Raw genomic sequence first — 14098 nt, forward strand, 5'->3', positions numbered from 1 at the left:
AGCGCAGCGCTGCGGCGAAGCCTCGGCTCAGGCCGACTTCTGGAACAGCGGCAGCAGCGCCTGGCGGCGCTGGTCGTTGCCGTCGGCGAGCGTGTGCAGCGCCTGCTCCACCGACCGCGCCGTCGGGAACATGGCGTCCTCATCGAAGTCGCCGAGCAGCTCGCTGACCGCCGGGCCCTCGATGAGCGTCCAGTCCACACCCGCGGCACGGCAGTCACCGTCGATTACGCACAGCAGCCAGATACCGGCGGCCGCGAACGAGGTGACCCCGCTCAAGTCCAGCAGCAGCGGTTCCTTGGCGAGGACGAAGCGACGAGCCTGCTCACTGAGCTGGTCCACGTTGGCGGAATCGATCCGGCCCCGGATCGTGATCACCGTCGCCAGGTGGCGGGAGTGTGCCCGGATCTGCGCGCCACCGCAGTCGACGGTGGGGTTGTTCTGCTGACCGATCCGTGCTGTGCCCCGTGTGGTGATGGTGATAGCCATGCCCAGCCCCCGCTTCCCATTGTCTGACCACTGCCGGCTGATATCCGACCGTGACATTTCCCGACGTTAGGCGGTGAAGTTAAGGCGCGTTGGGCGGCCGATTAACGCTTTGGTGAGATATCGAACGGCTCGGTCGTTCCGGTGAACTCCTTGACCCGGCCGTCGCGCCCCCGGGCGTCGCCGTGATAGCGCAGTCGGTAGCGTCCGGCGGCGGTGTCCTCGGGCACCGCCCAGGTCACCGTCACGGCGGAGCCGCGACGGCCGGCGCGGCGCCAACGCAACGTCGTCGACCAGTCGCCGTCGTCGGCCACGGTGCTCCATCCCTCGCCGGTTTCGCGCTCAACCCGCAGGTAGGTGCCGCCGCGGTGCAGGTCGTTGTTCGGGTAGGCGCCGGCGAACACCGCCGCCACGGTGGTCCCCGGCTGATACCGCGGCTGCGGCGGCTGCAGGACGTCGCCGAACCGGTGGCCCGGGGCCGGTTCGTCCGGGTACGGGTGGCGGCGTGACCGCCGGGCGCGGGCCGGCGCGGCGGGGGCGTTGCCGTTCGGCGCCGGCCGCCGCTCGCGCATCGCGGTGGCCAGCCCGGCGACCACCTGTTGCAGCGCCGCGAGCTCCCAGCGGCCGAACATCGTGCTGCCGCCCTCGTAGCGCTGCTCCTCGTACTCCTCCGGCGTGGTGACGTAGTGCAGATAGCCGTTGCTGTAGCCGGCGACCAGCACATCCCGCAGCTCGGCGCCCACGATCGCGGCCACGGTGCGGCGCAAGCGCAGCCCAGCCACGATCGTCACTTCGGCGGGGATGCCGATCAGATACAGCTGCCCGATGCGCAGCAGCTGGATGGGGCCACCGTTGGGCATCAGTGCCAGGGCCTTGTTCAGCCGGCTGCCCGGGCCCATCGCTCCCTTGGGTGCGTGTGCGTCGCGTAGGCGCGGAGCCAGGCGGTAGACGGTGCTGGTGACCAGCGCATCGATGATGCGGTTGCGGCCCTGTCTGACCAGCGGATGCAGTGGCCCGGGCCCCTCGTCGGTGCCGGCCAGCGCCGCCGCGCCGGCCAGCGCGGGGCCGGTGCGATGGGTTCGCCCGTCGCCGGTGAACTCGGCCGAGACCTCGAAATCAGACAGATCGACGTAGCTGGCCAGCGCGTCCAGGCCGCCGGTGACCTCGCTGCCGTGCCCGGTCGTCAGGTCGGTGGCGGCGGCGGCCTGCCGAGCCCCGATGATCCGGGTGTTCTCGAACTCGTCCTCGGTGGGCCCGCTGCCGGGCCGGTGGTTGAGATTCGGTGACATGTCCCCGGTGTTGGTCTGGGCGAAGGCCGCGATGAAGTCCGGCGGTTCGGGCGCCAGGTAGTCGACGCCGCGGTCGAGGCGCTCCAGTTGGTAGGCGGCGTAGCCCTTGTTGTCGCCGCTGATCAAGGTGTTGCGGTTGGTCATGGAGGTGCCGTGGGTGGCGAACCAGTTCACCGCGCCGACCAGCCGGCCGCCGCGTTCGATGCGCAGCAGGGTGGTCTGCGGGTCGATGGCGTCGGGGAAGTGGGCGCGGTCGGCTTCGGGATTGCGGGCGAACGCCGACGGTGAGCGGTTGGTGCTGGCGTCGTGCAACCGGCCGACGGCGAGGCTCAACGTGGCGGGAGCGAGGTCGGCGTGCGCGCGCTCGACCGCCTCGCAGGTGCCGTCGACGATCGCGGTGAACGTCTGCGGCCGAAACCCGCCGGTGTTGGAGTTGTAGAGCCGGTGATCGGAGTACCCCCCGGGCCCGCAATGGGTGTGCGTGGCGGTCAGCATCACGTTGCGGAACGTGTACAGCTCGCCGTGATCGGCGGCGAGGCGCCCGAGCACCGCGCGGTGCACGCTTTCCAGCAGCAGCGGCAGTTCGCAGACGACCAGCAGCAGCCGGGCGCTGGTGGCGGTGTCGACGAACACGAACGCCCGGGCGCGCAGCCGGTTGTGCAGCCCGGAAGTCTGCTGGGAGGCCACGCCGTAACCGAGCATTCCGCACTCGGCGGGTTCGCCGGTGATGTCGGCGATCCCGCGACCCACCCGATACTGCTCTGGCATCGCTTCAGTATTCACACCGGCCGGCAAAAACCCAGCAGGCGCACCCGGCCGGCAACTTCACCGAGGACGGTCCCGCTGCTAGTCTGCGATGGCTGCCGGCCACCGGTTGCGGCTGCCGATAGTCGGGCCATCTCGGCGGGCCCGCATCTCAGGCAGCCGAGACAGCAGAGCCCACCGGCGAAAGAGTGTCGTGCGCAGCGGAGAGATCAAAGCCCTCACCGGGCTTCGCATCATCGCCGCGGTATGGGTGGTGCTGTTTCATTTCCGGCCGCTGCTGCGACTGGCTTCACCGGCCTTCAGCGACGCGCTCGCCCCGGTGCTGGACCGGGGAGCCCAGGGCGTCGACCTGTTCTTCATCCTCAGCGGATTCGTGCTGACCTGGAACTACCTGGAACGGATGGGGGAGTCGTTCTCGCCGCGGGCCACCCTGCATTTCCTGTGGTTGCGGCTGGCCCGGGTCTGGCCGATCTATTTGGTCACCTTGCACCTCGCGCTGCTCTGGGTGATCTTCACCCTGCACGTCGGCCACGTGCCGACCGAAGACCTCAGCCGGCTGACCGCGACCAGCTACGTGCGCCAGCTCCTACTGGTGCAGCTGTGGTTCGAGCCGTTCTTCGACGGGTCCAGCTGGGACGGGCCGGCCTGGTCGATCAGCGCCGAATGGCTGGCCTACCTGTTGTTCGGCGGGCTGATCCTGGTGGTCTACCGGATGATGCGGGCGACGTCGGCGCGTGGCCTGGCCGCACTGGCGATCATCGTCTCGCTGCCGCCGCTGCTGTTGATGCTCGCCACCGGCCAGTTCTACACCCCGTGGAGCTGGTTGCCGCGCATCGTCATGCAGTTCACCGCGGGTGCGCTGGCCTGCGCCGCGGTGCGCAAGATGGCGCCCACCGGCCGCTCCCGCCGCGCCGCCGGATACTGCTCCGCGCTGCTCATCGCCGCGATCGTCGGCGTCCTCTACTACTTCGATGCGCATCCGATCTCCGGGCTCCACGACAGCGGCGGACTGGTCGACGTGCTGTTCGTGCCGTTGGTGATGGCGCTGGCGATCGGAACCGGCAGCTTGCCGGCACTGCTGTCGACTCGGCTGATGGTCTACGGCGGGCAGATCTCGTTCTGCTTGTACATGGTTCACGAGCTGGTGCACACTGCGTGGAACTGGGCCGCAATACAATTCGAAATCATGCTGGACGAGGGGGCGACCGCGGCCAAGTGGATGGTGTGCGGGCTGTTGGCGGCGTCGACGTTGTTGTCGGTGCTGCTGTTCCACGGTGTCGAGGAGCCGGGCCGGCGCTGGATGCGCAGGATGATCGGTGCCCGGCCCGAGACGGCGCAGGTGCGCCCCGCCGAGGACCCGCTGGCCGTCGAACCGGTCGAGGAGATCCTTGACCAGCGCACCGCGGCGGTTCCGGTCAGTGTCTCCTGAAACGCTGACCGTGGCCGCCGATCGGGGAGGTGAGCTGTGAGCCGGGTGATGACGTTCGCGGTCTCGCTGGCGGCGGTCGTCGTCGCCGTCGTGGCGGGAACCGGTTACCTGGCCCGCGATCGTGACTCAGCCCGCCATTACGAGACCGTGCCGCTGAGCGCCTCCCCGATCCGAGTCGCCGTCATCGGTGACTCCTACACCTCCGGGTATGAAGACACCGGTCGCGGCGCGGCGAACTGGACCGAGCGGGCGTGGCAGATCCTGGCCGGCCGCGGCATCTACGTCAGCGCCGACGTGGTGGCCGAAGGCGGCGCCGGTTACGCCGTGCGCGGCAACCGGGGCGGTCTCTTCGGGGATCTGACGGCTCGGGGAGTGCAACCCGACGACGCGCTGGTGGTGTTCTTCGGCTCGCGCAACGACCAGGATGTCGAGCCGGGTGAGCTGACCCGGCTGGTCGCCGAGACCCTGGGCCTGGCCCGGCGGATCACCCCGGTGGCCCGGATGCTGGTGATCGGGCCGGCGTGGCCCACCGCTGAGGTACCCGCCAGCGTGTGGCGGATCCGCGACATCTTGAGTGCCGAGGCGCGCGTCGTCGGGGCGGAGTTCGTCGACCCGCTGGCCGAACGCTGGTTCGTCGGCCGGCCCGAGCTGATCGGTCCCGACGGCGTGCATCCCACCGACGCCGGGCACGCCTACATGGCCGACAAGATGGTGCCGCTGATCGCCGGCCAGTTACCCAAGCGCACTTGACGCGGCTGCCTTGCCAGATCCCGGGCCATAGCAGAATCGGGGCATGACTGCGACGCGCGTGTTGATCACCGGAGGAACCGGATTCGTCGGGGGCTGGACCGCTAAAGCGATCAGCGACGCCGGTCACCAGGTGCGGTTCCTGGTTCGCAACCCGGCCGGCTTGCACACCAGCGTGGAGCGGCTCGGCGTCGACGTCTCGGATCACGTCGTCGGTGACATCACCGACGCGGACTCGGTGCGGCGCGCGCTGGACGGCTGCGACGCCGTGGTGCATGCGGCCGCGCTGGTCGCCACCGACCCGCGGCAGAACGACCAGATGATGGCCACCAATTCCGACGGCGCCCGCAACGTGCTCGGCGGCGCGGTCGAGCTGGGGCTGGACCCGATCATTCACGTCTCGAGCTTCACCGCGCTGTTCCGCCCCGGCTTGGGCACGCTGCGCGCGGACCTGCCGGTGGCGGGCGGCTCCGACGGCTACGGCCGGTCCAAAGCCCGCGAGGAGCGCTACGTGCGCGGTCTGCAGGAAGCCGGTGCCCCGGTCAACATCACCTACCCGGGCATGGTGCTGGGTCCGCCGGTCGGAGACCGATTCGGTGAGGCGGGCGAGGGGGTGCGGGCCGCGTTGCAGATGCGGGTGATTCCGGGCCGCAGCGCGGCCTGGCTGATCGTCGATGTCCGCGACCTGGCGGCGTTGCACGTGGCGCTGCTTGAGCCCGGCCGCGGTCCGCGGCGTTACATGGCCGGCGGGCATCGGGTGCCCGCGCGGCAGCTGGCCGGGCTTTTCGCCACGGTGTCCGGTTCGGCCATGCTCGCCGCGCCGGTGCCGGACATCGCGCTGCGCTGGGCCGGGCGCCTGCTGGATCAGGCCGAGCGGGTGCTGCCGATCAGCACGCCGTTCACCGAGGCGGGGATGCAGTACTACACCCAGATGCCGGCCTCCGACGATTCACCGGCCGAACGCGACCTCGGCGTCGTGTTGCGGGATCCGCAAGAAACCCTGGCCGATACGGCAGCGGCGATCCGCGGGTAGCCGGCTATGGATTACCGCTGGGCGCTGCTGCGGAATCGGTCTCGGTAGGCCTTCGGCGAGATGCCGAGGTGGGTGGCGAAGACTCGCCGCAACGTCTCAGTGCTGCCGAAACCGGCCAGCCGCGCCGTGTCGGTGACGCTGCGGCCGGCGTCGAGCGCGGCGCGGGCGATGTCGATCCGGACCGTTTCGACGTAGCGGGCCGGGGTAATGCCGAGCTCGGCGCGAAACAGCCGGGTCAGTTGGCGGGTGCTCAGCGACGCCTGGGCGGCCAGGCTCTTCACGGTGTGTCCGGCCCCGGGATCGGCCGCGATCGAGTCGAGAACACCCCGCAGCGTGGATTGCGATGGCGGAGAATAGCTTTCAACCAGGACCGAGAACTGCGATTGACCGCCCGCCCGCTTGAGGTACACCACCAGGGTTCGGGCCACCTCGCGGGCGACCTCGGTACCGTGGTCCTGCTCGACGAGGGCCAGGGCCAAGTCGATGCCCGACGACACTCCTGCCGAGGTGAAGACGTCGCCGTCGCGGACGAAGATGGCATCCGGTTCGACGGTGATGTCGGGGAAGGCGCGGGCCAGTCGCCCGGCATGGCGCCAATGGGTGGTGGCGCGACGGCCGCTGAGCAGCCCGGCCTGAGCCAAGACGAACGAACCGGTGCACACCGAGGCCAGCCGCCGGGTACGGGTGGCCGCCGTCTTCAGTGCGTCGACCAGTTCGGGATCGATCGGCCGGCCGACCAGCGCATCACCGCCGGCGACCATCACCGTGTCGGCGGATTCCAGCGCCGAGATCCGGCCGGTGGCTGTGAACGGCACCCCGACCGAAGTCTGCACCGGGCGACCGTCCACCGAGGCGACGGTCAGCCGATAGTCCGCGCCGAACCGGTTGGCTTCGGCGAACACCTCGGCCGGTCCCGCGATGTCCAGAAGTTTCACGCCGTCGAAGACGACGAGCATCACCGTCTTGCTCACCGAACCGCCCTCATACCTGCGGCATCCGCGCGCTCAGCTGCGCCAGCGTCAGCCGTTCGCGTCCAGCGTCGTCGAGGTAGGGGATACCGATTCCGTACTCCTGCCAGCGGGCGGCGATGCGGGCTTCCAACTCTGGGGCGAGTCGGTCCGTCGGCGGGAATCGCCGCCCTCCCCATGCCGGTCTGGGGTCGATGTCCCAGCTGCGGGTGGCGTCGATGAGCATTCGGGTCCATTCGCCGCTGCCGTACTTGTTGGTGTCGTTGCGTTCCGGCGGGGTGGACGGATCCAGTGAGGAGCCCAGGCCCGGCCCGAAGAACGCGATGTCGCCGCGTCCGGCGTTGACCCGGTAGGACATCGCCCAGTCCAGGGCGGCCGGGTCGTGGATGTCGATGTCCTCTTCGACGACCATGACGTTCTTGTGGAACCACATCGAGCCCCCGGTGCCCCACAGCGCCGAGGCGATCTGTTGGGCGTGGCCCCGGTAGCGCTTTTGGATCTGCACCACGGTGTTCTGCCCGTTGGTGACCTCGCTCATCCACAGGTCGGTGATGCCGCCGATACCGAGATCGTCGAGCACGTTCCAGCTGATGGCCGAGCGGGCGAAATTGACGATGCTGTCCTCGTTGAGAAGGCCCGGCCGGATGCCTTCCAGGGTGCCGCGCAGCACCGGATCATCGCGGTGGGTGATCCGGGTGACGCGCAGTACGGGCGCGGGTGCCGCATCGCCGATGAAGCCCGGGTATTCGGCGAAGGGGCCCTCCATCACGAAGGTCGCCGGGTCGGGATCGATGTATCCCTCGACGACGATCTCGGCGGTCGCCGGCACGTGCAGCGGAACCGACTCGCAGGCCACCAGATCCACCGGGCGGCCCAGCAGGGCACCCATCATGTCCCACTCGCAGATGTTCTTCGGAAACGGGCTGCCGGCGCAGAAGGTCAGCACATCGTGCCATCCATACACCACTGCCACCGGCATGGGCTCCGGTTTGTATTGCGCCATGTGGCCGCCCCAACCCTGGCTGGGAACCAGCAGTTTGGCGATCTTGTCGCGGTCGACGATCATGCCCCGGTACAGGCCGATGTTGTCGCGGCCGGTCACGGTGTCCTGGGTGATGACGCCGCAGAACGTATCGATGTAGCGGCCGCCGTCCTCGCCGTGCCATTTCGGCACCGGGAACTCCCGCAGGTCGATGTCGGCGCCTGCGATGATGTTCTGCTTGACCGGTCCGGTCTCGACGATGCGCGGGGGAACCGGGTTGCGGAACGCCTCCCGAAGATGACGCACCATGGCCGAATCGCCGGTGCCCTCGGGCAGGCCCAGCAGCAACTGGACCTGGCGTCGGCTGCCGATCGCCGAGGTCAATAGTTTGGTGCAGCGGGTGTTTTCATGGCCGGTGATGTTCTCGAACAGCAGCGCCGGGCCACCGAGGCAGAGATTGGCCCGGGTGATCGCACCGATCTCCTCATCCCAGTCGACGGCCGCGGTGATGCGGCTCAGTTGTCCGGCCGATTCCAGGGTGTCCAGCCAGCTGCGCAGATCCGGACCGGTGTGCTGATCCGGCTGCCCGGCGGAGTCTGCGGTACCGGAAAGGGTTGGCGCGGTGCTCATTGCGCGCTCCGCACTACGGCCAACCGCGCGTCACCGGGTTGGTCGCCGCCCGCCGGGATCGGGTGGTGATCGTCTTTCCAGCGGTCGATCAGCGAATGTTCGATCCCGAGCTGATCGATGATGCGGCCGACCACGTAGTCGGTGACCTCCTCGACCGTGCTGGGGCGGGCGTAGTAAGCCACCGTCGGCGGAAAGATCACCGCACCGGCCCGCGCCAGGTAATGCATGTTCTCCAAGTGGATCTCGCTCAGCGGTGCCTCTCGGGTGACCAGCACCAATTTGCGGCGCTCTTTCAGCGTGACGTCGGCGGCTCGGGTGATCAGATTGTCGCTGAAACCGATCCGGATGGCGCTCAAGGTTTTCATGCTGCACGGGCACACCACCATGCCATCGGCGCGGAAGGATCCACTCGAGATGCCCGCGGCCAGATCACGGGCACTGTAGGCATGCGTCGCCATCGCGCGCACGTCGGCGACACTGAAGTCGGTCTCGATCTTGATCGTCGCCCGGGCCCACTCACTGAGGACCAGATGGGTTTCGACGCCGAGCTGCGCCAGCGCTTCCAATAAACGGATTCCCAGAGCGGCGCCGGTCGCTCCGGTCATGCCAACCACTAATCGCATCTGCTTCCTCCTTCTGAACGCCACCTCAGTCTGTGGTGACCGCCTCCCGGCGCAGAGGGGCATTTCCGCCGCGCATCCCACAGAATGCGACGCGTCGACAGGTGTCAGGTCGCACTACCCAACGCGGTCAGGCGGGAGTGGTTCTCGGCGAACCACCTGGTCTCCTGGCCGGGTTCGGGCAAGACCAACCCGGCTTCCATGGCGTTCGCCGGGTCGGCCTCGGTGAGCACGACCAGAAACTCGGCCTCCGGTTGCGCGGTCACCTCGGCCCACATCCGCGAGAATTGACGCAGCATCTGCTGGCGGGTGTCGAGATCGCGCCCGTGGCGGATCAGCCCGAAAAGGTACGAGTGGGCGGCGGTCTTCCCGGCGACGAAACAGTCCCCGTCGGCGATCTGGTGAAACAGCACGTTGACGAACAACTCGGGCGCTCCCGTCTGTTTGGTGTGGATCGCGGTGATCTCCTTCGCGATTCGGCTTTTTTGCGGCCCACTGAGCAGCCCGGCCGGGCTGTAGCACTGATAGATGGGCATGTCAGGATTCCTTTCAACAACGTTCCTGGTAGGCGTGTGATCCCAGCACTTGCCGCCGGAAGTCGCTCGGCGTGATCGCGTGCCGCCGTCGCATCACTGTGGCGAGATGTTGGGAACTGGCGAATCCGCACTGGTGAGCGATCTCGGTGACGCTCAGCGACGAGGTCGCAAGCAGCTCACACGCTCGGGCGAAGCGGCGGTTCATCAGCCAGCGGCGCGGTGGGTCGCCGGTCGCGTCTCGAAAGAGCGCGGCAAGGCGTGGCACCGACAGGCACACTGACGCAGCGATCTCGCCGAGATCGAGGTCGTCGGCCAGGTGCGCCTCGAGATATTCGATGGTGCGCCGGAGACGCCAATCGTGGTAGCCGGCACCGAGTTTGGCTGCCAGAGGTCGTGAGCCGGAGACGCTCGAATGCCGTCGCAGCAGGCCCGTTATCAGCTGCTGGCCCAGGGCGCTCAGCATCGTCCGGGAAATCCTGTCGCCACAGGTCATCTCACGCAGAATCTGCCGGAAGACGAATTCGACGAACGGATCGTGGGAACACATCGGGTCGACGAGGGTTACCGTCCGGCCGACGGCCAGCACGCCGCTGTCGACGGCCAGCCGCTCGACCAGGGCGTGCCGCACGTAGACATGCAGATAGGTGAACGGCTGGTCGGAGATGAACAGCCCGCGCGGTTGCTCGCCGGCCACCACCATGTTCAGGTGGAATGCCGGATGCGAGCGGCTCCATTTCAGCCGGCCATTGCCGAAGTAGGTGTGGTGGTGGCGTCCGCTGATCGGCATCGCGATGACGTCGGTGTTCCGATCTGCGCTGCGGCACAGTTCGTAGGACGGCCTGTTGCGGAACCGCCAGATCGCCGCCGATAGCGACCCGTCCGGTGTGGCGAGGCGGCGTTCCGGGGCAAAGCCCAATCGGTGCGCGATCACATCAGGAATCGATATCGGAGGTGCCGTCACCCCAGCAGTGTCCGCTTCGGTGCGTCGCACGTACTGGGGCCAATGCGACATCTTTCCCACAACAGCCGACATCGCCGGCCGGCACCGACGGCCGCTGCGACGCAGGTGCGTGTCCGGTGTACATGCCGCTCGTCGCAGACACGCCGTGGCACCACCACTTTGGTAAGACCACGGGGCGGTCGCGGCGCTCGGTGTCGTGCCGACGTAACCACGCTCAGCAGAGGAGAAGTCATGCAGTTGTTCTGTCACCCAGGCGCAACCGCCGGGGGGCCCGCGGCCCGGATCCGGTTGTGCGTCGCCGCTGGCGCCGCGGCCGCAAGCGCGAGCGTCGTCGTGTGCTCTCTACCGGTGAGCGAGACCGACATAGCCCAGATTCGTCGGGATGTGGCGCTGACCGCCGGCCGGTTCGACGTCGAGGCTGCAGCCTTGGTCGACGCCACCGACCCAGTCCCGGTCGGCCCCAGCGCAACGGGCGCTGACGCGTTCACGATCGGCGGTTTCACCTTCGATCCGGTAAATGGCGACGAGGAGGGTTACGCCCTCATTCACCCGCTCACCAGCGCTCCGCCCCTGTTGACTCTGGGTGGGGGATTCGCATTCGGCGGGCCCATGGCCGGCCAGGAATTCGAGGTGTTCGATCCCGCCGACGGCACCGACCTCGGCAGCATCAACACCAGTGTGGTGGTGGCGAACCTGGCGGGTTTCACCAATACCCAGTTCACCGTCGTCGGCGCGCCACCGGCGACCGATGTGTCGCTACCAACGGTGGGATCGGTCTACGACGTGTTCAACCTCGGCGCCGGCTACGCGAACGTCTACACCGCCATCGTGAGTGCCGACGATGGCCCGGACACCGTCACTGACACCTTCGTGACGCCGTTCGGGAACATCGATCTGACCCCGTTGTTCGGCGGTATCGACGCTGCGCCTCTGCTGCAGCCCGGCGACGCCTTCGTCGAGCTGGAAGCCGGTGCGGCCGGCGGGGGCGAGGACGCCTTCGCGATCGGCGGGTTCACCCTCGACCCGTTCACCAAAACCGACGGCTCCATCACGGAGGGTTTCGCCCCGGTCGCAGCACTGACCGGAGCCGCGCCGTTCCTGAATATCGGGGGCGCTTCGATCGAGGATGCCACAAACGGCGGAATCATCTTGGCTCCGCAGAGCTTCGACGTCTACAGCGGTTCCGGTGATGCGGCCACGCAGGTCGGCACCATCGCCACCTCCGAGCACGTGACGAGCCTGTTGGGGCTGACCAACACCCAGCTGATCGTCGCCAGCACGACCGCGGTCGAGGGCGGCAGCACCGCCGACCTCCCGGCTGTCGGGACAGTGTATGACGCCTTCAATTTCGGCGGCGGTTTCACGAACATCTACACCGCCACCCCGGGAGTCGACGGTGTCGTCACCGACACCCTGATCACACCGATGGGGAGCATGGACCTCAGCTCACTGTTCGGCGGTATCGATGCGGCGGAGCCGCCGGACCCGGGCGATGCGTTCACCGGGTTGGCCGAAACGGCAATCGGCAAGGATGCTTTCAGCATCGGCGATACCACCTTCGATCCGTTCACCGGATCCGGTGACAACGCGACCGAGGGTTTCGCCCCGGTCTTCCAGACCATCGGTGCGCCGCCGCTGCTCAATATCGGCGGCGGTGTCGCCACCTTCCCCGGCACCTCGCTCCTGCTACAGCTGGCACCGCAGAGCTTCCACGTCTACGACGGAACCGGGGCCGATGCCGAACAGCTCGGCAGTGTGCACACCGCGGAGACCGTGACGCAGCTGCTGGGCCTGACCAACACCGCGTTCACCGTTGACGGCGTCACCGCCGCCACCGGTGTGGACATTGCGGATCTGCCCGCGATCGGCTCGGTGTATGACGTGTTCAACTTCGGCGGCGGTTTCGCCAACGTCTACACCGCAATCCCGGGTCTGGACGGCGCCGCGAGCACCGTCACCGACCTCTTGGTGACACCGTTGGGGAACGTGGACCTCAGCGCACTGTTCGGCGGCTTCGACGCCTCCTCGCTGCTGGACCCGGGGGATGCTTTCCTCGGCCTCGATATCTAGGCAGTCCAGTCAGCCAGCACGGCCCAGGCGGTAGGCGCCCACCGCCTGGGCGTGTGCATTTCCGTGCCGCCCGAGGTCGCATTCTGTGGGATCTACGGCACATCTGCCATGGCTGGATCGCCGGCTGGGCGACCAGAATCGGATCGAAGTGTTGTCGAGAGGAGAACTGATGCCCGAGAAGAGGCCGGACCGGCGAGTGTTGATCACCGGCGCCTCCAAGGGAATTGGGCGCGCGGTTGCCGACCGGCTCGCCTCGCGTGGAGTTCAACCGATCGGGATCGCCCGCACCGCACCCGAGAGCTTCCCGGGGCCGTTCTATCCGGTGGACCTGGCCGACCGCGCGGCAACCGCGGACACATTGGCGGCCATCGTCGCCGACGGCCACGTCGATGCGGTGGTCAACAATGTGGGCTTTGCGCACTTCGGCCGGATCGGGTCGATCGATCTGGACCACCTGTTCGACACCTACGATCTCAATGTTCGCGCCGCGGTTCAGGTCGTGCAGGCGGTCCTGCCCGGGATGCGCGCCGCCGGCTGGGGGCGCATCGTCAACGTCACCAGCTTGACCACCTTGGGCACTCCGGAGCGCACCCCCTACGCGTCGGCGAAGGCCGCGCTGGAAACCTGCACCCGGATCTGGGCGGTGGAACTCGCCGAGACGGGTATCACCGTGAACGCGGTGTCGCCCGGCCCTACCGAGACCGAGATGTACCGCGAGCGCAGCCCGGTCGGCTCGGAGCGGGAAAGCCTGTTCCTGCAGAGCATTCCGATGCATCGGGTCGGCACGCCGGCGGAGATCGCCCATGGGATCTGCTTTCTGCTGGACGAGGACGCCGGGTATATCACCGGACAGATCGTCCGGGTGGACGGCGGCGGAAGCCTACCCGGGTGAGTACATTCGCCGAATCGAAAGGAGCCGCAGCGATGAACGCAGCACTGGAAACCGTTGCCGGGATCGCGATCCCCGACACCGCGCTGGTGCGCGATGCCACCGACTACATCCGCGACGTCGAAAATGATCTGCTGTTTCATCATTCGCGCCGGGTGTTCTTTTTCGGTGCCCTGCAAGGAGCCCGGCGCGGACTGACCCCCGACCTGGAACTGCTCTACGTGGGGGCGATGTTTCACGACCTGGGGCTGACCGAGCGCTACCGCGAGTCCGCACTGCGCTTCGAGGTCGACGGTGCCAACGCCGCCCGGGACTTCCTGCTGGAGCGCGGCGTCGACGAGGCCGATGCCCGCACGGTCTGGCTGGGCATCGCGTTGCACACCACCCCGAACATCCCGGAGTTCCTCAACCCGGAGATCGCGCTGGTCACCGCCGGCGTGGAGACCGACGTGCTCGGCATCGGCCGCGACGATCTGGCACCGGATCTGCTGGCGGCGGTGACCGCCGCGCATCCACGACCCGACTTCAAGCGCCGCATCCTGCACGCGTTCGCCGATGGCTTCAGGCACCGCCCGGACAGCACGTTCGGCACGGTCAACGCCGATGTGCTCGCACACTACGACCCGTCGTTCGTCCGCGGCGATTTCGTCGAGACCATCCTGGGCAACAGCTGGCCGGAGTAGCCGGCTCCGCCCC

Annotated in this window: 13 protein-coding genes; 6 read left to right on the forward strand and 7 right to left on the reverse strand. The window is 68.0% G+C overall.

Translation table 11 applies throughout. The features are described from left to right. Positions 1-27: 27 nt before the first annotated feature. Both A5648_RS16300 and A5648_RS16305 read right to left on the reverse strand, forming a co-directional pair. Positions 28-486: an STAS domain-containing protein gene (locus A5648_RS16300; RefSeq protein ID WP_065025543.1), complete on the reverse strand. Its 459-nt coding sequence runs from the start codon at positions 484-486 to the stop codon at positions 28-30. A gap of 101 nt (positions 487-587) precedes the next feature. Next, positions 588-2540, reverse strand: coding sequence for a neutral/alkaline non-lysosomal ceramidase N-terminal domain-containing protein (locus tag A5648_RS16305; RefSeq protein WP_065025544.1), 1953 nt, complete (start codon positions 2538-2540; stop codon positions 588-590). 190 nt (positions 2541-2730) lie between these two features. On the opposite strand from A5648_RS16305, the gene A5648_RS16310 reads away from it, so the two are divergent. The 3 genes from A5648_RS16310 to A5648_RS16320 are packed head-to-tail and all read left to right on the forward strand — an operon-like array spanning position 2731 to position 5746. Continuing rightward, complete coding sequence (locus A5648_RS16310; protein WP_065025545.1) at positions 2731-3966, forward strand: acyltransferase family protein; 1236 nt, start codon at positions 2731-2733, stop codon at positions 3964-3966. 36 nt (positions 3967-4002) lie between these two features. Continuing rightward, positions 4003-4716: an Rv0518 family GDSL lipase gene (locus A5648_RS16315; RefSeq protein WP_065025546.1), complete on the forward strand. Its 714-nt coding sequence runs from the start codon at positions 4003-4005 to the stop codon at positions 4714-4716. Positions 4717-4759: 43 nt separating this feature from the next. Further along, positions 4760-5746 carry an NAD-dependent epimerase/dehydratase family protein gene (locus tag A5648_RS16320; RefSeq protein WP_065025547.1) on the forward strand — a complete coding sequence of 329 codons (987 nt, stop codon included), beginning with the start codon at positions 4760-4762 and terminating at the stop codon, positions 5744-5746. 11 nt (positions 5747-5757) lie between these two features. Here the strand turns inward: A5648_RS16320 and A5648_RS16325 are convergent, their stop codons facing one another. The 5 genes from A5648_RS16325 to A5648_RS16345 form a co-directional block, all read right to left on the reverse strand. Then, positions 5758-6702: a GlxA family transcriptional regulator gene (locus A5648_RS16325; protein WP_065025548.1), complete on the reverse strand. Its 945-nt coding sequence runs from the start codon at positions 6700-6702 to the stop codon at positions 5758-5760. A 25-nt stretch (positions 6703-6727) separates the two neighbouring features. After that, positions 6728-8326 (reverse strand): UbiD family decarboxylase, encoded by a 1599-nt coding sequence (locus A5648_RS16330; protein ID WP_065025549.1) that lies wholly within the window; start codon positions 8324-8326, stop codon positions 6728-6730. Next, on the reverse strand, positions 8323-8949 hold the full coding sequence (locus A5648_RS16335) for a UbiX family flavin prenyltransferase (protein ID WP_065025550.1): 627 nt from the start codon (positions 8947-8949) through the stop codon (positions 8323-8325). Before A5648_RS16335 ends, A5648_RS16330 begins: the two co-directional genes overlap by 4 nt. A 104-nt stretch (positions 8950-9053) precedes the next feature. After that, positions 9054-9482, reverse strand: coding sequence for a tautomerase family protein (locus tag A5648_RS16340; RefSeq protein WP_065025551.1), 429 nt, complete (start codon positions 9480-9482; stop codon positions 9054-9056). A 13-nt stretch (positions 9483-9495) separates the two neighbouring features. Then, positions 9496-10443, reverse strand: coding sequence for a helix-turn-helix domain-containing protein (locus tag A5648_RS16345; RefSeq protein WP_065025552.1), 948 nt, complete (start codon positions 10441-10443; stop codon positions 9496-9498). A 348-nt stretch (positions 10444-10791) separates the two neighbouring features. Between A5648_RS16345 and A5648_RS16350 the strand changes: the two genes are divergently transcribed. The 3 genes from A5648_RS16350 (at position 10792) to A5648_RS16360 (ending at position 14085) form a co-directional block, all read left to right on the forward strand. Continuing rightward, entirely contained in the window at positions 10792-12513 is a 1722-nt protein-coding gene (locus tag A5648_RS16350; protein WP_131810584.1) for a hypothetical protein, read from the forward strand. A 169-nt stretch (positions 12514-12682) separates the two neighbouring features. Then, positions 12683-13405 carry an SDR family oxidoreductase gene (locus A5648_RS16355; protein WP_065025554.1) on the forward strand — a complete coding sequence of 241 codons (723 nt, stop codon included), beginning with the start codon at positions 12683-12685 and terminating at the stop codon, positions 13403-13405. A gap of 32 nt (positions 13406-13437) precedes the next feature. Next, positions 13438-14085, forward strand: coding sequence for an HD domain-containing protein (locus A5648_RS16360; RefSeq protein ID WP_065025555.1), 648 nt, complete (start codon positions 13438-13440; stop codon positions 14083-14085). Positions 14086-14098: the final 13 nt, after the last annotated feature.

It is taken from the genome of Mycolicibacter sinensis, assembly GCF_001673565.1.
GTDB classification, from domain to species: Bacteria; Actinomycetota; Actinomycetes; order Mycobacteriales; family Mycobacteriaceae; genus Mycobacterium; species Mycobacterium sinense_C.